Annotated in this window: 23 protein-coding genes; 9 read left to right on the forward strand and 14 right to left on the reverse strand. The window is 58.0% G+C overall.

The genetic code is table 11. From position 1 onward, the window contains the following. Nucleotides 1-148 precede the first annotated feature (148 nt). On the forward strand, nucleotides 149-1003 hold the full coding sequence (locus KMP13_RS16090; protein ID WP_215267003.1) for a DUF2189 domain-containing protein: 855 nt from the start codon (nucleotides 149-151) through the stop codon (nucleotides 1001-1003). A gap of 138 nt (nucleotides 1004-1141) precedes the next feature. On the opposite strand, the gene KMP13_RS16095 is transcribed toward KMP13_RS16090, so the two are convergent. Then, the gene (locus KMP13_RS16095; protein WP_215267004.1) at nucleotides 1142-2128 is read right to left on the reverse strand and encodes an NAD(P)H-quinone oxidoreductase; all 987 of its coding nucleotides are present in this window, start codon (nucleotides 2126-2128) and stop codon (nucleotides 1142-1144) included. A 114-nt stretch (nucleotides 2129-2242) separates the two neighbouring features. Further along, nucleotides 2243-2926 (reverse strand): COQ9 family protein, encoded by a 684-nt coding sequence (locus KMP13_RS16100; protein ID WP_215267005.1) that lies wholly within the window; start codon nucleotides 2924-2926, stop codon nucleotides 2243-2245. A gap of 133 nt (nucleotides 2927-3059) precedes the next feature. Here KMP13_RS16100 and rpsU point away from each other — a divergent pair, with 133 nt between their 5' ends. Beyond that, a complete protein-coding gene (gene rpsU / locus KMP13_RS16105) occupies nucleotides 3060-3266 on the forward strand; it encodes a 30S ribosomal protein S21 (protein ID WP_005614280.1) in 207 nt (68 codons plus the stop codon). A 571-nt stretch (nucleotides 3267-3837) separates the two neighbouring features. Beyond that, complete coding sequence (locus tag KMP13_RS16110) at nucleotides 3838-4944, forward strand: CAP domain-containing protein (protein WP_215267006.1); 1107 nt, start codon at nucleotides 3838-3840, stop codon at nucleotides 4942-4944. Between the two features lie 243 nt (nucleotides 4945-5187). Here the strand turns inward: KMP13_RS16110 and ppk2 are convergent, their stop codons facing one another. Next, nucleotides 5188-6078 carry a polyphosphate kinase 2 gene (ppk2, locus tag KMP13_RS16115; RefSeq protein ID WP_251363903.1) on the reverse strand — a complete coding sequence of 297 codons (891 nt, stop codon included), beginning with the start codon at nucleotides 6076-6078 and terminating at the stop codon, nucleotides 5188-5190. Nucleotides 6079-6297: 219 nt separating this feature from the next. After that, the gene (locus KMP13_RS16120; protein WP_215267008.1) at nucleotides 6298-6756 is read right to left on the reverse strand and encodes an Lrp/AsnC family transcriptional regulator; all 459 of its coding nucleotides are present in this window, start codon (nucleotides 6754-6756) and stop codon (nucleotides 6298-6300) included. A gap of 149 nt (nucleotides 6757-6905) precedes the next feature. On the opposite strand from KMP13_RS16120, the gene ald reads away from it, so the two are divergent. The 4 genes from ald to KMP13_RS16140 all read left to right on the forward strand — a co-directional run bounded on the left by ald (nucleotide 6906) and on the right by KMP13_RS16140 (nucleotide 9826). Beyond that, nucleotides 6906-8021: an alanine dehydrogenase gene (gene ald, locus KMP13_RS16125; RefSeq protein WP_215267009.1), complete on the forward strand. Its 1116-nt coding sequence runs from the start codon at nucleotides 6906-6908 to the stop codon at nucleotides 8019-8021. A 261-nt stretch (nucleotides 8022-8282) separates the two neighbouring features. Further along, a complete protein-coding gene (gene mscL, locus KMP13_RS16130) occupies nucleotides 8283-8717 on the forward strand; it encodes a large conductance mechanosensitive channel protein MscL (RefSeq protein WP_215267010.1) in 435 nt (144 codons plus the stop codon). Nucleotides 8718-8795: 78 nt separating this feature from the next. Then, nucleotides 8796-9383 (forward strand): TetR/AcrR family transcriptional regulator, encoded by a 588-nt coding sequence (locus KMP13_RS16135; protein ID WP_215267011.1) that lies wholly within the window; start codon nucleotides 8796-8798, stop codon nucleotides 9381-9383. Next, nucleotides 9380-9826: a hypothetical protein gene (locus KMP13_RS16140; protein WP_215267012.1), complete on the forward strand. Its 447-nt coding sequence runs from the start codon at nucleotides 9380-9382 to the stop codon at nucleotides 9824-9826. Before KMP13_RS16135 ends, KMP13_RS16140 begins: the two co-directional genes overlap by 4 nt. Before the next feature lie 12 nt (nucleotides 9827-9838). Here the strand turns inward: KMP13_RS16140 and KMP13_RS16145 are convergent, their stop codons facing one another. The 3 genes from KMP13_RS16145 to KMP13_RS16155 all read right to left on the reverse strand — a co-directional run bounded on the left by KMP13_RS16145 (nucleotide 9839) and on the right by KMP13_RS16155 (nucleotide 11537). Beyond that, nucleotides 9839-10375, reverse strand: coding sequence for a GNAT family N-acetyltransferase (locus KMP13_RS16145; RefSeq protein WP_215267013.1), 537 nt, complete (start codon nucleotides 10373-10375; stop codon nucleotides 9839-9841). Then, nucleotides 10372-10815 carry a YtoQ family protein gene (locus KMP13_RS16150; protein ID WP_215267014.1) on the reverse strand — a complete coding sequence of 148 codons (444 nt, stop codon included), beginning with the start codon at nucleotides 10813-10815 and terminating at the stop codon, nucleotides 10372-10374. The genes KMP13_RS16145 and KMP13_RS16150 overlap by 4 nt, the downstream gene beginning before the upstream one ends. A gap of 77 nt (nucleotides 10816-10892) precedes the next feature. Continuing rightward, a complete protein-coding gene (locus tag KMP13_RS16155; RefSeq protein ID WP_215267015.1) occupies nucleotides 10893-11537 on the reverse strand; it encodes a class I SAM-dependent methyltransferase in 645 nt (214 codons plus the stop codon). An 88-nt stretch (nucleotides 11538-11625) separates the two neighbouring features. On the opposite strand from KMP13_RS16155, the gene KMP13_RS16160 reads away from it, so the two are divergent. Continuing rightward, on the forward strand, nucleotides 11626-12507 hold the full coding sequence (locus KMP13_RS16160; RefSeq protein ID WP_215267016.1) for a LysR family transcriptional regulator: 882 nt from the start codon (nucleotides 11626-11628) through the stop codon (nucleotides 12505-12507). An 88-nt stretch (nucleotides 12508-12595) separates the two neighbouring features. Here the strand turns inward: KMP13_RS16160 and pheT are convergent, their stop codons facing one another. From pheT to pheS, 4 genes are all read right to left on the reverse strand, one after another. After that, the gene (gene pheT / locus KMP13_RS16165) at nucleotides 12596-14992 is read right to left on the reverse strand and encodes a phenylalanine--tRNA ligase subunit beta (RefSeq protein WP_215267017.1); all 2397 of its coding nucleotides are present in this window, start codon (nucleotides 14990-14992) and stop codon (nucleotides 12596-12598) included. A gap of 90 nt (nucleotides 14993-15082) precedes the next feature. Beyond that, on the reverse strand, nucleotides 15083-15895 hold the full coding sequence (locus KMP13_RS16170) for an alpha/beta hydrolase family esterase (RefSeq protein WP_215267018.1): 813 nt from the start codon (nucleotides 15893-15895) through the stop codon (nucleotides 15083-15085). 174 nt (nucleotides 15896-16069) lie between these two features. Continuing rightward, the gene (locus KMP13_RS16175) at nucleotides 16070-16420 is read right to left on the reverse strand and encodes a DUF2513 domain-containing protein (RefSeq protein WP_215267019.1); all 351 of its coding nucleotides are present in this window, start codon (nucleotides 16418-16420) and stop codon (nucleotides 16070-16072) included. A gap of 67 nt (nucleotides 16421-16487) precedes the next feature. Further along, entirely contained in the window at nucleotides 16488-17564 is a 1077-nt protein-coding gene (gene pheS, locus KMP13_RS16180; RefSeq protein ID WP_215267020.1) for a phenylalanine--tRNA ligase subunit alpha, read from the reverse strand. Nucleotides 17565-17769: 205 nt separating this feature from the next. Here pheS and KMP13_RS16185 point away from each other — a divergent pair, with 205 nt between their 5' ends. Continuing rightward, complete coding sequence (locus tag KMP13_RS16185) at nucleotides 17770-18765, forward strand: adenylate/guanylate cyclase domain-containing protein (protein ID WP_215267021.1); 996 nt, start codon at nucleotides 17770-17772, stop codon at nucleotides 18763-18765. A gap of 6 nt (nucleotides 18766-18771) precedes the next feature. On the opposite strand, the gene KMP13_RS16190 is transcribed toward KMP13_RS16185, so the two are convergent. The 3 genes from KMP13_RS16190 to rpmI form a co-directional block, all read right to left on the reverse strand. After that, complete coding sequence (locus KMP13_RS16190; RefSeq protein ID WP_215267022.1) at nucleotides 18772-19845, reverse strand: Hint domain-containing protein; 1074 nt, start codon at nucleotides 19843-19845, stop codon at nucleotides 18772-18774. 169 nt (nucleotides 19846-20014) lie between these two features. Next, complete coding sequence (rplT, locus tag KMP13_RS16195; RefSeq protein ID WP_215267023.1) at nucleotides 20015-20380, reverse strand: 50S ribosomal protein L20; 366 nt, start codon at nucleotides 20378-20380, stop codon at nucleotides 20015-20017. Between the two features lie 15 nt (nucleotides 20381-20395). Next, nucleotides 20396-20596: a 50S ribosomal protein L35 gene (rpmI, locus tag KMP13_RS16200; protein WP_153217419.1), complete on the reverse strand. Its 201-nt coding sequence runs from the start codon at nucleotides 20594-20596 to the stop codon at nucleotides 20396-20398. Nucleotides 20597-20931 lie beyond the last annotated feature (335 nt).

A 20931-nucleotide genomic window follows, 5' to 3' on the forward strand; every position in this document is an offset into this window, starting at 1 on the left:
CCCTTCACGCCAATTTGGTGCATCTGTGAAAGATTGAAATCCCATTTTGTGCTATCCTTAACCCAGGGCCGCCCCAAGGCCGACGCTCAGACATTCACGGCACCGGCCAGACAGGCGGCAGCATGTAGGTGAGGAAAAGGGGTAAGGCATGGCACAGACAATTGGAAACCCAGCCAGCTGGCTGATGAAGCATTTCGCCAGCTCAGGGCAGCATCTTGGCGATTCGGTCGATCTGATCCGATCGCCCAGCACCAATCTGCCGGAGGTGCGGCGGCTGGCGATGCAAGATCTGGTCGCAGCACTCCAGATGGGCATGCGCGATTTCGCGGCCTGTCGCAGCGACGCGATGTTTACCGTGTTCATGTATCCACTGATCGGCCTTGCCATGGTTGCAATGGTCGCATCAGAACAGTTTTTCCCGCTTTTGGTGCCGATGATCTTTGGCTTTGCCATTGTGGGTCCTGCGGCAGCTGTGGGGCTATATGAAATGTCAGCCCGCCGCGAGGCCGGGTTTGAGGCAAAATGGAGCGATGCGTTGAACCTGGTGCGCACCCCGGCTTTTGTGCCGATCCTAATACTCAGCCTGTTTCTGGCGGCCCTGTTTGTTTTGTGGCTGATCGTGGCCAATATGATCTTCACCTACACGATGGGTCCGGAGACGCCGGAGCGCCTGTCGACCTTCTTGCGGGATGTGGTGATGACACCGGAAGGTCGGGCGATGGCGGTGATCGGTATGGCGGTGGGATCGATCTTTGCGCTGACGGCCTTTGCCACATCGCTGATTTCCTTCCCGATGCTGTTGGACAGACGAGTCGGTGTACCGGTGGCGGTTGTCACATCGATGCGTGCCGTGCGGCATAATCTGCGGGTGACTTTGGCCTGGGGCATCCTGGTTGGAAGCGCCCTGGCCATTGGATCCATCCCCTTCTTTGCAGGGTTGATCATCATTGTGCCAATCCTGGGTCATGCCACATGGCATCTCTATCGCCGGCTGGTTGTTTAGCTCAAACTACAGCGATTTTCGACCGCCCGCCAAAGGCGGGCGCGCCGCGCAAGCGGAGGCCGGGCGCAGCTGCGCCCGGCCTCCGCTTGCGCGGCGCCGTTGCACCTATCGGAACAACGCCTGTTTCGTGACATAACGTCAGCCTGCAACCTGCAAAACAATCTTGCCAATATGGGCTGAGCTTTCCATGCGCGCATGGGCTGCACTCGCCTGTTCAAAGTCAAAACACTGGTCCATCACCGGTGCGACCTTTCCGGTCTCCAGCAAAGGCCAGACAAGCCGCTTTAACTCAGCTGCAATCGACGCCTTGGCCAGATCACTTTGTGGGCGCAGCGTGGATCCCGTGATCGTCAGCCGCTGCATCATCACATGGGCAAAATTCACCGCAACCTTTGGCCCGGACAAAAAAGCGATTTGGACCAGACGCCCATCATCTGCCAATGCTTTGATGTTACGTGGAATATAGTCACCTCCCACCATGTCGAGGATCACATCTGCGCCGCCTTCGACCCGCAACACATCAACAAAATCGCCGTCGCGATAGTTGACCGCCCGTTCCGCACCCAGATCCAGACAGGCCTGACATTTTGCATCCGTCCCCGCCGTCGCAAAGACCCGAGCGCCAAAGGCGTGCGCCAGCTGGATCGCAGTTGTGCCTATCCCAGACGAGCCGCCGTGCACCAAAAATCGCTCTCCGGCTCTTAGCCCCCCACGCTGAAACACATTTGACCAGACCGTAAAGAATGTCTCAGGCAGGCAGGCAGCTTGTTTGAGGTCCAGACCGTCGGGAACGGGCAAGCAATGGGCCGCTGGGGTGGCCACATATTCCGCATAACCACCACCGGGCAACAAGGCACAAACCTGATCGCCCACTGCGACGCCACTGACACCAGAGCCAACTGCAACAACCTCTCCGGCAGCTTCCAGGCCGGGCAGATCGCTGGCACCGAGCGGCGGCGCATATGAGCCTGCACGCTGCAGAGCATCCGGTCTGTTCACCCCCGCATAGGCCACTTTGATCACCACCTGATCCACCGCAGGCACCGGCACCGGGCGGCTGCACAGCTGCAAAACCTCTGGCCCACCAGGTTGAGAAATCTCGATCGCGCGCATTGTCTCTGTCATGGCCTGCTCCCTCTGTTCGGTCAGCGTGTTTAACCTTTGTGTTTTACGCGAACGCGCAGCCATCCTACCCGTGATACTGGCTGCGACATGCTGCCCGCGCACCCACCCAGAGCCTTAACTCTGACGGCCAGGCAGATCGTCACGCGGCTGCGGCTTCTTTATCTGGCTCGCCAACCAGTTTGGCCCCGCCAGCAAAGGCTTCAACAACGGGTTGTTTTGCACCCCGGCTTTTACCTTTTCAAACAGCATCACATCATCGATACGCCGTTCCAAGAAGTCCCAGGTCGCCTGGTGCTCCAGACTGTCATCGCCCAGCCAATACAGCACCGTCGCCGAGTAGACACCCGACAGGGTCATCCGCTTGCTGTACCAATTCACATCTTCCGAGGTGTCGCCCAGCGTGTCCCAGATCGCGTCACTGGTCGACCAGACTGCCCGCGCACCGTCGCCTGCATAGATCGGCAGGGAGAACAGCGTGGTGCCCCGCCGGACCAGTTCTTTGTCCTCGATCACTTCAAGGCGGATGCGCACGGCTTGGGCAATCTTGTCGCGAAACCGCATGCCGTCCATATCGGCCGCCTTTAGTCGGTTCACCATCGCTTGGTCGCCAGCCATGTGAAAGGCCATCGCCAGATCCACCGCACCACGAGGACAGACCAGTTTGGCCACCGCCGGATCCACATCCGCATCGCGAATCGCCGCTTGGAATGTTTCTTCGCTCCAGCCATCAAAGGGCACATGCATCACCGCAGCATCCAGTATCTGGGCCCGAATTTCGGTTTGATCCGTCTCTGTCATGGCTATCTCCCTGCTTACACGATGTTATGTCGAGGACTCGCCCCACCTACTAGACAAAATAACATCGTCTTGCTATACGGCCAGCTCCTGCAATTTCCTTGCAACTCTTATCTAGAAAGGTGGTGAAAACCACATGCAGGTTAGTGTTCGCGACAATAACGTCGACCAGGCGCTTCGTGCCCTGAAGAAAAAGCTGCAGCGCGAAGGCGTTTTCCGCGAAATGAAGCTCAAGCAACATTTCGAGAAACCGTCCGAGAAAAAAGCGCGTGAGAAAGCTGAAGCGATCCGTCGTGCCCGTAAACTGGCACGTAAGAAAGCACAACGCGAAGGTCTCCTCTAAGGAAATTTTCTGTGGCGCGCGGGTCGACATGTCGATCTGAGCGATGCTTCTCCAGTTTTGTTCTGGATACTGTAAAGTGTAACGACCCCCGCAGCCTTGGCTTCGGGGGTTTGTTTTTGGGGGGCGCGGCTCTGCAGGGCAACGCGACACCGCTGCCCAGAACAACGGGCCAGATGCCGGATCAGTACTAAAGGCAACATCAACATTTCTTAATACAGCCGACGTCGCGTGAGCCATATCTTCCGAACGAACTTCGCATTGTCACCCCAAAGAAGCCACATTTGCACTTTAGGCGACGCTCAAAACGATTCCGGATCGGCATGCACGCCACTGCGCACTGGCAGAATTACACTTAAATTCTGAAATACAATGGGCGTATTTACGCCGAAACAACTCTCTACATTCACCAAAAGCAAATTTACGCCACCACTACCATCGTGAAACGGCGAGGATTTACCGATTCGTTACGATTTTAAACATGCGCCAAGCAGCCTGCCCTAATTCCGCGCTAATCCCATCGTAGAGGTTAACACGACGACCTCGCGACGAGGCTACCCTAGGAGAAGTACCTATGAGCGAAGCGAGCGCTTTTGAGCGACAGATGTTGGAATTGATCAACGCAGAACGTGCGGCAAACGGGCTTGACCCTGTGCAGCTAGAACTGCGACTGAATGAATCCGCCGAAGATCACAGCACATGGATGCTTGACGAAGATGTATTTTCACATACAGGTGAAAACGGCTCATCCGCCGGCGAACGCATGTCTGACGCCGGATTTGAATTCACGGGAAGCTGGCGCTGGAGCGAGAACATCGCCTGGCAGAGCGAACGTGGCGACCCCGGGCTCGAAGACGATGTGATCGATCTGCACAACGCCTTGATGAACAGCCCTGGCCACCGCGCCAATATCCTGGACCCCAATGTCACGGTCATTGGCATCGGGATCGAGCTGGGCGAGTTTGATGGCTACACCGCCGTCATGGTCACGCAAAACTTTGCGCGCACCTCCGCTGACCTGCAGTTGGATGACGGCATTGCGTCCGTCCCGGATTCGACCGAACCGGACCCCGTTGAACCCGCGCCAACCGAACCGGAAGCAGCGCAACCAACCGCTGGCAACGATGTAATCACTCTGGAAACACCAGGTGCGATTGACCTTCTAGGCGGGCATGATACTGGCACCGGCACCACTGGAAATGACACCATCCGGGGCGGCAATGGCCGCGACGAGTTGATCGGCAACGCAGGCGCTGACAGTCTGTTTGGCGGACGTCATGCCGATGATCTATATGGTGGCGACGGTCGTGACCGATTGTTCGGTGGGGCTGGCCACGATGAACTGTTTGGCGACGGCGATCGCGACGTCCTGCGCGGCAACAACGGTCGCGACACCCTAGACGGCGGAGCTGGCAACGATGTGCTAGTGGGTGGCAACGCAGAGGATACGTTCGTGTTCTCCGCAGGCGTGGACCGGATAAATGACTTTAGCGCAGGTGGCGTCGATGACATCGTAGATCTCACAAACGCCAATGGCATCGACAGTTTTGAGGATCTGGTGGCCAATCACACCCGGCAGCTGAAGAACGGAAACCTGCGTATCACAGATGCCGATGGCGATCGTTTGGTGATCAAGAACACCGATCTGTCGGATCTGGAAGCATCGGACTTCCTGTTCTGATCCAACGGCTTTGCCGCTGCGCCCCATGCCTTTGATCAGGACGCGGCGGTTGTTGGAATAGGGAACGTTCAATCAACCTCCTGATCTGCCCCTCTCCCGCACAGTAAGATATCCAAATACATATCTAAAACCGGGAGAGCGCTCCACGAATGCCACCGAGCGGGTCACGCGTCTTCTGATCCGCTCTCAGATAGAAAGCCCGGCCATTGGCCGGGCTTTCTATCTGCACTTGATTTTGTCAGCTCAATAGACCTTGGGCACATGCAGCTCGTCCGGCAGGACGCGGCGTTCGTAGTCGGGATTGTATTCACGATCAGGCAAAGCGACTTTTTCGCCGGGGACATCCTCATAGGGAATACGTGTCAGCAGATCTTCGATACAGTTCAACCGTTCGCGTTTCTTGTCGTTGCCTTCAACAATGAACCACGGGGCCTCGGGGATGTTGGTGCGTTCAAACATCTCTTCCTTGGCCTTGGTGTATTGCTCCCAACGAATCCGACTCTCCAAATCCATAGGCGACAGCTTCCACTGTTTCATCGGATCATGTATCCGCATCATAAAGCGCAGCTGCTGCTCTTCATCGGTGATCGAGAACCAGTATTTCAGCAAGATGATGCCGGATCGCGCCAGCATGCGTTCAAATTCGGGAACATCCTGAAAGAACTGTTCGACCTGATCGTCTGTAGCAAAGCCCATGACCCGTTCTACGCCGGCACGGTTGTACCAAGACCGATCAAACAGCACGATCTCACCTGCAGCTGGCAGATGCGGCACATAGCGCTGGAAATACCACTGGCTCTGCTCCCGACGGCTGGGCGCGGGCAAGGCCACGACGCGGGCCACCCGGGGGTTCAGACGTTGCGTGATCCGCTTGATCACGCCACCCTTACCTGCACTGTCGCGACCCTCAAACAGGATGCAGACCTTGGCGCCGGTATGTTGCACCCAGTCCTGAACCTTGATCAGCTCGGCCTGCAAACGCAGCAGGTTCTGGAAATAGACTTTGCGATCCAGCATCTCGGGGTGCTGCGCGCGGTAGATCTTGCGCAGCTCCATCGACAGCATGGGCTCGGCGAATTCGATCTCAAAATCCTCATCCAGCGTGTCCTGCAGTTCAGCCTCAAGCCAATCCATAGTTGTGTTGTCTGAATCGCTGGTCACAGGGATCTCCTTCATCAAATTCAAAATCCATACGAGGCCATACCGGCCTCATATGATCGTTTCATGTCAATTGGGCAAAAAACCACCGCGCGGCACGCGGTTAGGGTTAGTAGCATAGCGCCGAACAGGCAAAGGTTGAAGGCATCGCCCTACGCTGCACCTCATTTATCTTAACCAATTACCGCGCAATGCTCAAACAGGCAGCGCCGTTGTCTTGAACACCGTGCGCAGAGCAAAAGAGCTCTGCATTTGTGCCACCCCGGGCAGGCGCGCCAGATACTGGCGGTGGATCCGGGCAAAGTCATCGGTGTTCTGTGCCACGACTTTTAGAATGTAATCCGCAGTGCCCGCCATAAGATGACATTCCAGCACATCCGGGATCAGCGCGACGCCTTTCTCAAACGCATCCAGCAGCTCATCCGCTTGCCCCGACAGGGTGATTTCGACAAACACCGTGGTGGGCACTTCCATTTTGCGCGCATCCAAAAGCGCTACATATTTACGAATATAGCCATCCGCCTCTAACCGTTGCACCCGTCGGTGGCAGGCCGATTGGGACAGGTTCACTGCCTCGGATAGGTCAGCATTTGATATCCGCCCCCTGTCTTGAAGCACCTTTAGAATCCGACGATCTGTTTCATCTAGGGACATTTGTCGAAGATCCTTTCACACTTAACCCTATTTTCTCGAATATCCTTCTATTGCCGCAAAGTAAATATACCCAGAAAGGCAACACATTTTACCGCAACTGCGTCACGCTGAGATCACTGGGAATTGTGAGAGCGTGCAGGAGAGTCACCATGAAAATCGGATGCCCCACCGAGATCAAGCCACAGGAATTTCGGGTCGGAATGACACCGGACGCTGCGCGCGAAGCGGTCAACCACGGCCATGCCGTTTATATCCAACAGGGTGCCGGTCTGGGCGCTGGTTTCTCTGATCAGGACTACCAACAGGCCGGCGCCGCCATTCTGGACACCGCCGAAGAGATTTTTGCCACCTCCGAGATGATCGTAAAGGTGAAAGAGCCGCAAGCGGTTGAACGCAAAATGCTGCGCGAAGGCCAGTTGCTGTTCACTTATCTGCACCTCGCCCCCGACCCTGCGCAAACCCGTGACCTGCTGGCCTCTGGCTGCACTGCGATTGCTTATGAAACCGTGACGGATACCCATGGTGGCCTACCCCTACTGGCGCCGATGTCCGAAGTGGCCGGTCGCCTCGCCCCACAGGTCGGTGCCTGGACCCTGCAAAAAGCCAATGGCGGACGCGGCGTTCTGATGGGCGGCGTGCCCGGTGTTGCCCCGGCCAAGGTTGTGGTCATCGGCGGCGGTGTTGTCGGCACCCACGCGGCCAAGGTTGCCGCTGGCATGGGCGCAGATGTCACCGTGTTGGATCGCTCGCTCAACCGGTTGAAATATCTGGACGATGTCTTTGGTCGTGATTTCAAAAACCAATATGCCACCGCAGGCGCCACGGCCGAGCTGGTGCGCGCTGCCGATATGGTGATCGGCGCGGTTCTGATCCCCGGTGCCGCTGCCCCCAAACTGGTGACTCGCGCGGATCTGTCCGAGATGAAGCCCGGTGCAACCCTGGTGGATGTCGCCATCGACCAAGGTGGCTGTTTTGAAACCTCCCACGCGACCACACACGCCGACCCGATCTATGAGGTCGACGGCATCATGCACTACTGCGTCGCCAATATGCCCGGCGCCGTGGCGCGCACCTCGACCCAGGCTCTCGGCAACGCCACCCTGCCCTTCCTGCTGGCCCTGGCCGACAAGGGATGGAAACGCGCCTGCTCGGATGATCCGCACCTGTTGAACGGTCTGAACGTCCACTCTGGCCAGCTGACCTATGAGGCTGTGGGTCAGGCGCTTGGCCTTGACCATATCGTGGCGGAAACCGCCATCCAGTAACCGTCCCCGACCCCCCTCCTGCGCGGCTCTTTTCATGTCCATGGTCGCGCAACACTCGCGTTTTGCCCTTGATCCGCCTTTACCCTTCCGGGTGGTTCTTGGGCAAAACGCCTTTTAATTTCCCCAAACGCATAAGTTGAACCGCATGTATTGGCAATTTACAGGCGGCCCTTGCCTCCATTACCCTGCGCGCACCTCGGAAAACCCAAAATAAACAAGAGGGTGACCCAGGGGGCGAACGGGGACAAAGGGAAACGCGACATGCTCAACGAGTTCAAATCATTTATCGCCCGCGGCAACGTCATGGACATGGCCGTCGGTATCATCATCGGGGCGGCCTTCACCGCAATTGTGAAATCCATGGTGGATGATCTGGTCAATCCAATCATCGGCCTGTTCACAGGTGGCATCGATTTCACCAACAACTTCTTTGTACTGTCCGGCGACGGCGAATATGCCTCGCTCGAAGCCGCCCGCGAAGCAGGCGCTGCCGTCTTTGCCTATGGCGCCTTTGGCATGGCCGTGCTGAACTTCCTGATCATCGCTTATGTGGTCTTCATGCTGGTTCGCTACGTGAACAAAGCCAAAGAAGCGATGGAAAGCAAAGAGGAAGACGTCGCAGAAGAAGCACCAAAAGGACCGAGCGAGCTGGACGTGCTTTTGGAAATCCGCGACTCGCTGAAATCCAGCAAATAAACATCACGACCGCCGCATATTGCATGGGGCGGTCCTTTTTCGCTTTATTTCAGAACGATCGTTCTGTAATTGGTAAATATGGCACGACTACAATCATACGACCGCACCACGCTGGTACAAAAGACGCTGCAACTGTTCTGGTCAGGCGGCTACACGGCAACATCGATGGATGACCTGGTGCGCCAAACCGGTGTCAGCCGTCATGGCATCTACAAAGAGTTCGGTGGTAAAAAAGGCGCGCTGTTGCATGCGTTGGACCTGTATCAGGCACAGATCGTCACCCCGGCCTTTCGCCGCGTCGAACAAGCCGAGGCAACGCTTGATACTATCGCGGCGTATTTCACTCTTCAAATCGATCTGGCACAAAAATCCGGCCTGCCGGGGCCTGGATGTCTGGTCGCCAATCTCACCACGGAAATCGCGCCCCACGACGCGGAGGTCCGAGGCAGAGTCGACGCCCATCACACCCGCCTGCGCAGCGGTTTCCGATCAGCGCTGGCCAATACCGCGCCAGATCAATCCCCTGACCAACTGCACGCACGGGCCGAGGCGACGCTGACCTTTGCAACTGGGCTCTGGTCCCTGTCGCGCGTGACCGAGGAGGCAGGCGTCCTGCACGCCGTCGCCAACCACTTCATATCCATGTTAAAAAGTGACATCACATGAGCCCCCTCGCGATAACACGCCATCTGCCCACCGCCTTTCTCTGGGCCTTGGGGTTCAACATGATCTGGATGAATGTCTCCGAGGTTTTTCGCTATTTTGCCTTAGTGATGCCGATGATGCGGGATGCGATGCATGTCATTCCCAAGGTCGCGCCGATGAACCTGCCAGTGTTTCTGATCTGGGGGATCTGGGACACGCTGTTGGTGGTCGCGGTCACGGCTATCGCCTGGTTGACGCTTGATCGGTTTGGTGAAACCTGGCAGTCCCAGCTTGCAACAGCAACTGGCATTTGGGCCTCGATCTTTGTGATTTTATGGCTTGGGCTCTACAATATGAACCTCGCTCCACTGTCTGTGGCGCTGGTCGCCCTCCCCTTGGCTTGGGTTGAAGTCGCGGTCGCCGTCTGGCTGGTTCATATCGCGCGCAGACGCAGCCGAGACTGAAACAGCAGCGATCTAACCACCGCGCGCGCGCCGCAACAGCTGGTTCTGCCCCCCGCGATACTCCACTCTGCCCGCCGCTTTGTACCCTAACTTTGCGGCCAACCGAACCGAGGGCACATTGTCTTGGGTAATCATCGCTGCCGTCTCAGGCCAGGGCTGGCCGTCGGCCCAATGCAGCGCAGCCACCATCGCCTCTTGGGCCAGGCCCTGCCCTTGGGCTGCGGGATCCAAAACCCAACCGGCTTCAATCGGATCCGCGCCCAGAATATCCTTGAGCGCAGGCTCGGACAGGCGCGGCAGGATACAAAATCCCGCCATGCCCAAATAGGCACCATCGCGCGCGGTGATCGCCCAATAACCAAAGCCAAGCGCCGCCCAATGGCCGATGTGAAACATCAGTTTGGCCCAGGCGGTTTCCGCCGTTACAGGCACGCCGCTGATATGTTTCACAACCTCGGGCTGTGACCAGACCCGTAGCACATCACCGTAATCCTGCAGCCCATGGGCGCGCAGGATCAACCGGTCGGTGCGGATCTCGGGCACGATCATTTGGGCAGGGTGCCCTCCGCCACATAGGTCAGGATCTCAACCACTTGCGCGGGGGTTTCTGCCACAGCCAGCGCCGCTGCATGCACTTCTTTCAGCGCATGTTGGTGTTCCGGCTGGCTCAGCACGATGATCGACTTGCCAAGGGCCGCCGCATAGCCCGCGTCAAACGCCGCGTTCCACTGTTTATATTTCTCACCAAAGCGCACCACGACCACATCGGCCTCTTCGATGCCCTTGCGGGTGCGGATGGCATTCAACTTGGCGCCCTTGTGGTCATGCCAGAACTTGCTGTCCTCGGCGCCCAGAATGGCGACGCCGCAATCATCACTGGCCGCATGATCGGTGACCGGTGCGTTGAACAGAATGCCAAGCGCCTCGCCGCCCTCTATGATCTGCTCCCGCCAATCCGTGTGGATCTCACCAGAAAGATATACGCTCATCATCGGACATGTCCTCCGCCTGCGCCCCAACTGGGGGCTGTTGTTCATCCCGCCTACACCTAGCGCAGGCGTGCGCCTCAATCCACTGACGAAATCTTGCGCGCGACGACAAATCGACCTGGGGTGCTGACCGGGTAGTCTCCTACCTCAACCACCTCAAAGCCCGCGTCTTGGATCATCTGCTCCAGGGTTGCGGTGGTCAGAAACGAAACCGTTTTTGGCGCTTTTCCAACCCACTGCATCACGGAAACCATCGCCGTCATGATCATACGTTTGATCACGCGAGCCTCGCCCAAGCTGGGTGTTTTCGAGATGAACAAACCCCCGTCGGGCAATCGCGCCGCAATCGCCGCCAGGTCCGCCGTAAGGTCTGGCAACAGGTGCAGCAGGTTCATCGCCAAGATCACGTCAAACGGACCTTCGGGAGCGTCCTGCGCCACGGCCACTTGAGTGGTCAGGTTGTCAACAGCGGCCTCAGCGGCGCGCTGATCGGCGATGGCCAGCATCGCGGGCGCCAGATCGGTTGCGGTGATCGACTTGACCTGCCCCGCCAGTTTGACGGCGGTGGTTCCAGTGCCCGCACCCAATTCCAGAACATCTTGTTCTGGCGTCAGATAGTGCGCCACCCGGTCCAACGTCCGCGCATAGGCGTCCTCATCACGCACCGGCAGCGCCGCATATCGCTCGGCGATACCATTCCAAAACCCTAAATCAACTGACATGTCACACACTCCATTGTTGTGCGCATCTTAGGCCCACACTAGCACGCGATGAATTGCCTAAAATCGCAAGGGACCTATACAGGGATGTATGAGCAGCCCCGATTGGACCCATATCCGCGCCTTCCTCGCCACCGCCGACACCGGATCCCTGTCGGCCGCCGCCCGGCAGTTGCGCCTGACCCAACCGACCCTATCACGTCAGGTCGCCGCGCTTGAGGATGAGATGGGCGTGATGCTGTTTGAACGTCTGGGCCGCGCCTTGCAATTGACCGATGCTGGGCATGAACTCTTGGCCCATGCGCGCCAGATGGGTCAGGCAGCCGAGGCCTTTGCCATCACTGCCACCAGTCAAAGCCAAGAGGTCGAAGGGCTGGTCCGCATCACTGCATCGGATGTGTTTTCCGTCTATGTCCTGCCCCAAGCGCTGCGGATCCTCGCCGAACGCGCACCGCGCCTAAAGATTGAGATTGTCGCAGACAACGACCTGCGCGACCTGATGCGGCGTGAGGCTGATATTGCCATCCGTCACGTCCGCCCGGACCAACCCGATCTGGTCGCCCGTCTGGTGCAGGAGGCGCGCGCCTATCTTTATGCTTCAGAAGACTACGTCAAAGCCCACGGCGCGCCGGCCACATTGGCCGACTGCAGCCAGCATGAATTCATCGGCTTTGGCGCGGTGGACGAGATGGTGGAATTTCTGAAACCACTGGGTATTGAGACCACGGCTGAAAACTTCCGGTTCAACACCCACAATGGTCTGGTGGCGTGGGAGCTGGTGCGCCAAGGGTTCGGCATCGCCATCATGGCGTCCGATGCAGGCGACAACACTCCGGGCGTGATCCGCATCCTACCCCAAATCGCGCCGGTGCCCTTCCCCATTTGGCTCACCACCCACCGCGAGCTGCACACCAGCCGCAAGATTCGGTTTGTCTTTGACGTACTGGCCGAGGTTCTGACGCAGAAAGGGTAGCGCAGAAAACGCCCCGACGGACCTGTGCCCAAAAGAAAAAACGCGCCCCGAGATGGAGCGCGTTTTCAAATTCGATAAAGTGCAGAGCTTAGGCGCGCAGCTCACCGCCGGTGGCTTTGGTCACTTTGGCGATGATCTTGGCGCTTACCGCTTCGATGTCTTTTTCCTTCAACGTCTTGTCTGTGGGTTGCAGGCGCACGGTGATGGCCAGGGATTTCTTACCCTCCCCCAGCGAGCCGCCGATAAATTCGTCAAAGACACGTACGTCGGAGATCAGCGCTTTGTCTGCACCAGCCGCCGCGTTGACCAGCGTCAGCGCCTCGACCTCGGTGTCGACAACAAAGGCAAAGTCACGCTCGACCGCTTGCAAATCGCTGATTTCCAGCGCACCGCGGTTGGCACCGGATTTGCGCGGCATCGGGATCTCTTCGGGCCAGATGGTAAAGGCAACCGCCGCGCCTTTGATCCCCAGCTCCGACAGCACCTTGGGGTGAACTTCACCAAAGACGCCCAGGGTCTTTTTCGGGCCCAGGCAAATGCGACCGTGGCGACCCGGATGCCACCAAGCATCGCCTTCACGCAGGATCTGAACCTTTGCAGGGGCGCCAATCGCGCTCAGCACCGCTTCAACATCGGCTTTGGCGTCATACACATCCACGTCGCGCGACGCGCCATGCACATCCTTGGAGCCGTTTTTCCCCACCAGAAGACCTGCGATCTGTTCGCGCTGTTCGCCCGGCTCACCGCCCTGGAACACGGGGCCTACTTCAAACAGAGCCAGATCCATATAGCCTCGCGCTTGATTGCGGGCAGCCGCCTGCAGCAGTCCCGGCAACAGATCCGGGCGCATATGGCTCATCTCGGATGAGATCGGGTTCGCCAGTCTGGTGATATCGTCTCCACCGCCAAACAATGCCGCCGCCGCTTGGTCGATAAATGTATAGCTCACCAATTCATTATAGCCGAGAGCCGCCGAGGTTCGTCGCGCCATCTGCATGCGACGCTGCTGCGCGGTCATCACCGGTTTGGGGATGCCATCGGTCAAACGCGGCAGTGGCTTGCCTTCCAGTTTGGTCAGCGAGGCGATCCGCGCCACTTCTTCCACCAGATCAGCTTCGCCCATCACATCGGGGCGCCAGCTGGGCACATGGGCCATGTTGCCTTCGAGACGGAAGCCCAAACGGGTCAGGGTCTGGCGCTGCTCGCTTTCGTGGATTTCCATCCCCACCAGCGACTGCACCCGCTCGGGGTTCAGTTTATAGGCGCGCGCATGGTTGGGCACATCGCCGGCGATCACCTTCTCGGACGGTTCACCACCGCATAGATCGAGGATCATCTGGGTCGCACGTTCCAACCCTTCGACGGTGAATTCCGGATCCACACCGCGTTCGAACCGATAACGCGCGTCGGAGTTGATCTTGAGCGCGCGGCCGGTGGTGGCGATCTGGATATGATCCCAGAACGCGCTTTCAATGAAGACATCAACCGTCTCCTCGGTACAGCCCGTCTCTTCGCCACCCATAATGCCGGCAACGCTTTCGACGCCCTTGTCGTCCGAAATCACCATTTGGCCTACGGCAAAGGTGTATTCTTTCTCATCCAACGCCAGCAGGGTTTCACCACCTGTCGCGCGATGCACGCGCAGATCACCGGAGACTTTGGCCACGTCAAACACATGCAGCGGACGGTTCTGGTCAAAGGTGAAGAAGTTGGTGATATCCACCAGGGTAGAAATCGGACGCAGACCAATCGCGGTCAACCGATCCTGCAGCCACTTGGGGCTGGGTCCGTTCTTCACACCACGGATCACACGCCCGGCAAAGACCGGCGCGCCGTCCAGCGTGTCCTCATCAATGGTCACTTTGATCGGGCATGGGAATTTGCCATCAATCGGGGTGAATTCGGTTGTCTTCAACTCGCCCAGGCCCCGCGCCGCCAGATCGCGCGCGATACCATAGACACCCAATGCGTCGGGGCGGTTCGGGGTGATTGCAATCTCGATCATCGTGTCGACCTTGGCTGGGTCGTTCTGCGCCAGCCAATCAACCAAGGAGTCGCCCACTTCGCCACTGTCCAGCTCGGCAATACCATCATGATCTTCGCCCAGCTCCAATTCGCGCCAGGACGCCATCATGCCGTGGCTTTCAACGCCGCGAATTTTGCCAACCGACAGGGTGAAATCCAGACCCGGCACGTAATCACCCGGCTTACACAGAACCACGGTGATCCCGGCTCGCGCATTTGGCGCGCCACAGACGATCTGTTTCTCGCCCTCATCGGTCATAACCTTGCAGACGCGCAGGCGATCGGCGTCGGGGTGTTGTTCGGCGGCTTCGATTTTGGCCAGGGTAAAGGCTTTTAGCGTCTCAGCCGGGTTCACCACCTCTTCAACCTCAAGTCCGAGGTCGGTAAGTGCTTCACAGATCTCGTCCACAGATGCGGTGGTGTCGAGATGTTCTTTCAGCCAGGACAGCGTGAATTTCATCGGTCAAGGATCCCTTGGCAAGCCATGCGTATACCCCGCAGGCAATGGCAAAGAATGGCCCAAGGTGCAAGCCTTGCGCGCGCTCATCGCTCAAGGATAGCTGGGGGTGCGGCCCAAAAGCTCGTCCAGCTGCCGGCCGATCCAACCATGGGGGACAAAATGGCCGCCCGGATGCAGATCCAACACCACTTTACCCGCGTCACAGTCCCAGGCGTTGCGGTGAAATGTCAGGAATTCGCGCGCGTGCCAGTCGCCGCCATCTTGGCCCGCACCACAGCCAAGGCGTGCCCGCCACAGGCCCACGGCATAGGTGGGATCATCGCCCGCAGGCCCTTTGGAATAGCTCATCACCGTGTCGGTCAACCCATGCACATGACGCACCTCAGCCGGGGCTTGGTCGCAGCGACTGTCTTCATGCAGCGCGCCCGCAATCGCCAGCAAGGCCGCCACATGGTCCCCGCTTTCACAGGCATAGCGCCAGGCCATCACCGACCCCAGCGAATAGCCAGAGACGTAGATCTTTTCCAAATCAATCGGATAGTTCTGCGCGACATCTTCGAGCACACGATTGGTGAAATCGACCTCATCACTGTCGGCCTGCCAATAATCCCACGCACGACCAACGCTGTTAGGCGTCACCAACAACACGCCCCGCCGTCTGGTCGAGGCGCCAATCCGGTCGCTGCGCTGCGCATGTACCCCGTTGCGGCCCCAACCGTGGTAATGCACCAGAACCGGCAGCGGGCTTTCCCCATCCCAGCCATCCGGTGCCATCACATGATAGGACCGACCGTCCAATTCACAGGGCTGATCCAGATGACAGTCAACGGCTTTCCACGGCCCCATCGCAATGGCGGCAGAAGCGGTAAAAAGGGTGGCGGCAAGGGCAAGCATATATCTCATGCCCCGGACCCTAGAAGATTTTGGTGAACAGTCACTTCACATGTGGGTTAGTGAGATGCTTCAAACCCGGCCACTCGTGTAAATCACAACAAAAGGAACTCGACTGCCCGGGTGGGCGCAACGCGCCCGCCGTGGGGCGGGCAGGCGCGTGCCGAGCCGCAAAGCGGCCCGGCTTTAGAAATTAATGCCGAGCTTCTCGGTCGCTTCTTGCTTTAGGTATGCGATAGCTATGTCTTTCACCATTCCAAGTGTTGCTCCACCCAGATCACCCACGGCTGACTTTGTTTTGTTCCAGATGGTATCGTCTCGAATAGCTACGATGTAGTCATGCCCCATGTTTGTTAGTCTAAAACCGGTGTCGGAAACTTGAGACACAAGCCCAGCGTCTGAGAGCAAGGCCACGTGATGGTTCCGTTCGATTTGCTCCTGCGGCATGCTGAGGTATTTTCGAAAATGCAGTACATCGTTTTCGTCACTCTCAAATTCAAAAAGCAACTCTCTCAGCAAATCATCATTGCGCTTCATAAAGCCTCCAATCAAAAAGAGCGCCCTTTGGGACGCCCTTTTATTCATTCCACAACTTTAAGTTAAGTCAACGCGACAAACCACCATGCAGCGTCGGCATGTCCAGACATTGGAAACCGTAGTGACGCAGCCAGCGCAGGTCGCTGTCGAAGAAGGCGCGCAGGTCGGGGATGCCGTATTTCAGCATGGCCAGACGGTCGATCCCGATGCCAAAGGCAAAGCCCTGATAGACCTCGGGGTCGATGCCACCGGCTGCGATGACCTTGGGGTGCACCATGCCAGAGCCCAGAACCTCGAGCCAGTCGTCGCCCTCGCCCACTTTCAACGTGCCGCCTTCCCAGGAGCAGCGGATGTCCACTTCGGCGGACGGTTCGGTGAAGGGGAAGTGAGAGGCGCGGAAACGCAGTTCCACATCGTCGACTTCAAAGAAGGCTTTTACAAACTCTTCCAGCACCCATTTCAGGTTCGCCATTGAAATGTCTTTGTCCAGCGCCAGACCTTCGACCTGATGGAACATCGGCGTGTGGGTCTGGTCGTAATCGGCGCGATATACGCCACCGGGACAGATGATACGCAACGGTGCGCCCAGTTTTTCCATCGAGCGGATCTGGACAGGCGAGGTATGGGTGCGTAGCACATGCGGCGGGCGGTTGTCGCCTTCACCGCGGTGCATATAGAATGTGTCCATCTCGGCCCGCGCGGGGTGGTGGCCGGGAATGTTCAGCGCGTCAAAGTTATACCAATCGGTGTCGATGCGCGGCCCTTCCTGCACGGAAAAGCCCAGCTCGGCAAAGATCGCGGTGATCTCTTCCTGCACCTGGGTGATAGGATGCAGCGTGCCTTGGCGGCGTTGCGGGCGGGTCGGCAGGGTCACATCCAGCCATTCAGAGCGCAGACGTTCGTCCAATGCAGCATCAGCCAGACCGGCCTTTTTGGCTGCCAAAGCCGAGTTGATCTCATCCTTCAGGGCGTTCAGCGCCGGGCCCGCCACCTGGCGTTCCTCGGGTGTCATTTTGCCCAGCTCGCGCATCTTCAACGCGACTTCGCCTTTTTTGCCAACAGCGGCGAGGCGAATGGCCTCCAGCGCGCTCTCATCTGCGGCCTCGGCAATCTGACCCAGATATTTTGCCTTAAGATCGTCCATGACGGTCCCCCGAATTCTGCTTAAGTCCTGCTACCACACGCGCCGCCAAACGCAAGGGGGCTGACGCGCGCAGCCCTGCCACCACCGGAGGCCGTTGCTGCAAAACCTGCACGCGCCCTGCGCAAAACCTTGCAACTGCCGCTACGACACGCCATCTTGGGAGGGAAGACCTGCGGCGCTTTTGTTTTTCCCGGGACCTGGACTGATGAGTACCTTTGTTGCACGCAAACTCACTACCATTTTGGCGGCGGACGCTGAGCGGTTCAGCGCAGCCATGGAAGCCGATGAGGTCGGCACCTATTCTGCGCTGAAAGCCGCCCGCGCGGTGTTTTTCAAACTGATCGAACGTCATGGTGGCCGGGTCGCCAATACGGCCGGCGACGGGCTGATTGCGGATTTCCCATCGGTGGTTGAGGCAACGCATTGCGCGATTGAGGTCCAGCAGGAACTGGCGGCAAAGGACGGCGCGCTGCGCTTTCGCATCGGCATCCACCTAGGCGATGTGATCTGCGACGGCGAGGACCTTTTGGGGGATGGCGTCAATCTGGCCGCGCGTTTGCAAACCATGGCCGAACCCGGCGGCATCCTGATTTCGCGCCAGGTCTACGATCAGGTCCACAACAAGCTGACCATTGGCTTTGAATACCTCGGCGAAAAACACGCGAAGAACCTGCCCGACGAGATCTCAGTCTATCGGATCACCACCGCCGAGGCCGGAGCGGCCAAGTTCGAAAAACTCCGCCCCAAGGTCAAAGCCAAAAGCCACGCGCAGACATCTGAACATCAGGACCGGGTGGCCCATGTCTGGGACGATGATTTTGAGGATTTCGACGCCAAATCCCATGCGCCTGATCCCGACAATGAGACACCCTCGCGACTGGATCAATTCGCACTAGAGAGCAAGACACAGAAGTGGTTTGTTTTTGGGGTTGGCGGCGCGGTGTTGCTGAACCTGATCACCGGCGGTGGGTTCTGGCCTGCCTGGCCGATCCTTGCCTTTGCGCTGCTGTTTGGCCTGCGCTACGGCGAGCGCGCCATGGGGTTCAAAACCTATAAATCGATCCCCGTGCGCATCTGGGTCTTGGTGCTGTTTCTGATCGGCGTCAATGTGATGAGCTTTTCCGGCCCCTGGGCGGTTTTCCCGGTGGGCGCGCTGCTGCTTGGCAGTTGGCTTTTGTACAAGCAACCGACGACGGACTGATACGCCTCAGGCGGCAAGCCCGGCCAGCATCGCGGCCTCACGTGTGCGCGCAATCATCCGCACCGGCGTAAGACAGGCATCCGGGCACAGACGCAGTTCTGGAAACAGGGCATAAATCTCCTCGGCGGTGTCTTTTTCCCAACCCTTCATGCCTTCACCTGCGGGCAAAAAGCTTTCGGACACCAGCCCATGCGTGCGCAGCAGCTGATGGTCGTCAAACAGCAGATGCACATAGGTCACCAGATCGCAATCAGCACGCGTGACCTGTTCGCCGTCCACCAGTGCCTTGGCTGGAACCAGAACCTCATCGGCACCAAACACCAACTCGGCCTGCCACCCCTGCACCAGGATCCGATGCTGGGGCGAGACATAGATGTCTTTCTCCGCGCCCAGAACCCCTTGGGCAATGCGCACCGGGGCAAACTCCCCCTGCCCGCGCACGGTGGTCTGACCGGACCAGCGCAACACCTGCGGCCCGTGATCCTGTGTCAGCACCAAATCGCCTGCGCGTAACGCCTCCACCCGGCGTGGCCCAGACGGGGTATCGACCAGGGTCCCAGCGGTGAAACAGGCAATCCCCGTGTCCCCTGGCCCCACCACGTCATGCACCAGCGTGTCGGGATTTGGTTGATTGAACTGCAGCGTGGTCGTCGTGGAGTTCGGCCCCACCAAAACCGCCAGATTATCCGAAGTCTCGCCTGCGGCCAGCCCGTCAACCGCCACAATATTCTGGGTGCCGCCGCCGATGTCATAAAAGTCGATGACCTCAGACGTGTCGATATTGGTCAGCGCATAGGCCTCATAATTGTTGGAGCCGCCGCCATCCGGGTCGGTCAGCAGAATATTAAAATCATCTGCCGAGATGACATAGATGATCTCACCATTGTCCGGATCGACCGAGACCTGCACATCCGGGTGGGTCAGTGGGATCTCTATGCCGACCTGACCGTTGGACTGGTAAAAGGACACCGTGAAATCCGCCGGATCCTCGCTGGGTGACAAGGCCACCTCAAGGAATTCGGACACGCCCGACGATGCGGCATAGGCGTTGGAATAATGGAGTTCACTGATACGGGCCATTGGGTCTTCCAATAATTACATCCGTAAAAAATGAATGCCGATTTTGTTAAAATTAAGGAAAATTAACCCTTTTTCTTCCCCATCACAAAATCAGCGCAACCGCATAAAAAAACCCGCCGGATTACTCCGACGGGTTTCAACTGTCAAAACAGACAGATTTTTTTAAGGCTTAGGCAGCCAGTGCGGCCTGCGCTTGTGCAACGATTGCACCAAACGCTTCGGGCTCATGCACGGCCAGATCAGCCAGAACCTTACGGTCAACTTCGATACCGGCCAGGGTCAGACCATTGATGAAGCGCGAATATGTCAGCGCCTCGTCATGGCTGCGGACAGCTGCATTGATACGCTGGATCCACAGAGCGCGGAAATTCCGCTTCCGGTTCTTACGGTCACGGGTTGCATATTGGTTGGCCTTATCGACGGCCTGGCGCGCGACCTTAAAGGTGCTCTTGCGGCGGCCATAATAACCTTTTGCAGCCTTGATGACTTTTCTGTGACGGGCGTGAGTGACGGTACCACCTTTAACGCGGGACATAGCTCAGATCTCCTCTTAACGATCGTAGGGCATGTAGCCCTTGACGGTTTTTGCGTCGGGCTTGGACAGGGTGGTGGTGCCGCGGGCATCACGGATGAATTTCGTGGTACGCTTGATCATACCGTGGCGTTTGCCGGCCTGACCTGCTTTTACCTTACCGCTAGCGGTAACCTTAAAGCGCTTCTTTGCGCTCGACTTTGTCTTCATTTTGGGCATTTCCGTCTCCTTCAATGCGGGTTCGCAATACACACGACTCGGCATGCCACTTAGCCGGACGCGCGAACAGAACGGCCATTTAGAAGCAGACGCCCCCGATGACAACCCCAAAAGACACTGCACCGTCGCAAACAAGGGAGAAACAGCGAACCGAATGCAGGAGTGCTGTATCGGCACGACACAACCGAATGTCTCTCTGAATTAGATCACCGAACACCCGCTTCCCCAGAATCCAGGACAAGACGACCGGTGTAGACATTTAACATGTCCGTCGTCAGGGTTTTTGGAACCAATGGCAGCTTAAACTAAGAGAGTATCTGGCTCATCTGGTTGGT

Source organism: Epibacterium ulvae (genome assembly GCF_018678075.1).
Classification (GTDB): domain Bacteria; phylum Pseudomonadota; class Alphaproteobacteria; order Rhodobacterales; family Rhodobacteraceae; genus Epibacterium; species Epibacterium ulvae_A.

Coding starts and splice junctions, on each gene's coding strand:
- pheT (WP_215267017.1), bottom strand. CDS start 14,992: ATGAAATTCACGCTGTCCTGGCTGAAAGAACATCTCGACACCACCGCA.
- KMP13_RS16110 (WP_215267006.1), top strand. CDS start 3,838: ATGAGCGAAGCGAGCGCTTTTGAGCGACAGATGTTGGAATTGATCAAC.
- KMP13_RS16190 (WP_215267022.1), bottom strand. CDS start 19,845: ATGGCCCGTATCAGTGAACTCCATTATTCCAACGCCTATGCCGCATCG.
- KMP13_RS16160 (WP_215267016.1), top strand. CDS start 11,626: ATGAGCAGCCCCGATTGGACCCATATCCGCGCCTTCCTCGCCACCGCC.
- KMP13_RS16120 (WP_215267008.1), bottom strand. CDS start 6,756: ATGTCCCTAGATGAAACAGATCGTCGGATTCTAAAGGTGCTTCAAGAC.
- KMP13_RS16095 (WP_215267004.1), bottom strand. CDS start 2,128: ATGACAGAGACAATGCGCGCGATCGAGATTTCTCAACCTGGTGGGCCA.
- KMP13_RS16140 (WP_215267012.1), top strand. CDS start 9,380: ATGAGCCCCCTCGCGATAACACGCCATCTGCCCACCGCCTTTCTCTGG.
- ald (WP_215267009.1), top strand. CDS start 6,906: ATGAAAATCGGATGCCCCACCGAGATCAAGCCACAGGAATTTCGGGTC.
- KMP13_RS16145 (WP_215267013.1), bottom strand. CDS start 10,375: ATGATCGTGCCCGAGATCCGCACCGACCGGTTGATCCTGCGCGCCCAT.
- KMP13_RS16155 (WP_215267015.1), bottom strand. CDS start 11,537: ATGTCAGTTGATTTAGGGTTTTGGAATGGTATCGCCGAGCGATATGCG.
- KMP13_RS16090 (WP_215267003.1), top strand. CDS start 149: ATGGCACAGACAATTGGAAACCCAGCCAGCTGGCTGATGAAGCATTTC.
- rpsU (WP_005614280.1), top strand. CDS start 3,060: ATGCAGGTTAGTGTTCGCGACAATAACGTCGACCAGGCGCTTCGTGCC.
- rplT (WP_215267023.1), bottom strand. CDS start 20,380: ATGTCCCGCGTTAAAGGTGGTACCGTCACTCACGCCCGTCACAGAAAA.
- KMP13_RS16170 (WP_215267018.1), bottom strand. CDS start 15,895: ATGAGATATATGCTTGCCCTTGCCGCCACCCTTTTTACCGCTTCTGCC.
- KMP13_RS16100 (WP_215267005.1), bottom strand. CDS start 2,926: ATGACAGAGACGGATCAAACCGAAATTCGGGCCCAGATACTGGATGCT.
- rpmI (WP_153217419.1), bottom strand. CDS start 20,596: ATGCCCAAAATGAAGACAAAGTCGAGCGCAAAGAAGCGCTTTAAGGTT.
- ppk2 (WP_251363903.1), bottom strand. CDS start 6,078: ATGGATTGGCTTGAGGCTGAACTGCAGGACACGCTGGATGAGGATTTT.
- mscL (WP_215267010.1), top strand. CDS start 8,283: ATGCTCAACGAGTTCAAATCATTTATCGCCCGCGGCAACGTCATGGAC.
- KMP13_RS16135 (WP_215267011.1), top strand. CDS start 8,796: ATGGCACGACTACAATCATACGACCGCACCACGCTGGTACAAAAGACG.
- KMP13_RS16175 (WP_215267019.1), bottom strand. CDS start 16,420: ATGAAGCGCAATGATGATTTGCTGAGAGAGTTGCTTTTTGAATTTGAG.
- pheS (WP_215267020.1), bottom strand. CDS start 17,564: ATGGACGATCTTAAGGCAAAATATCTGGGTCAGATTGCCGAGGCCGCA.
- KMP13_RS16150 (WP_215267014.1), bottom strand. CDS start 10,815: ATGAGCGTATATCTTTCTGGTGAGATCCACACGGATTGGCGGGAGCAG.
- KMP13_RS16185 (WP_215267021.1), top strand. CDS start 17,770: ATGAGTACCTTTGTTGCACGCAAACTCACTACCATTTTGGCGGCGGAC.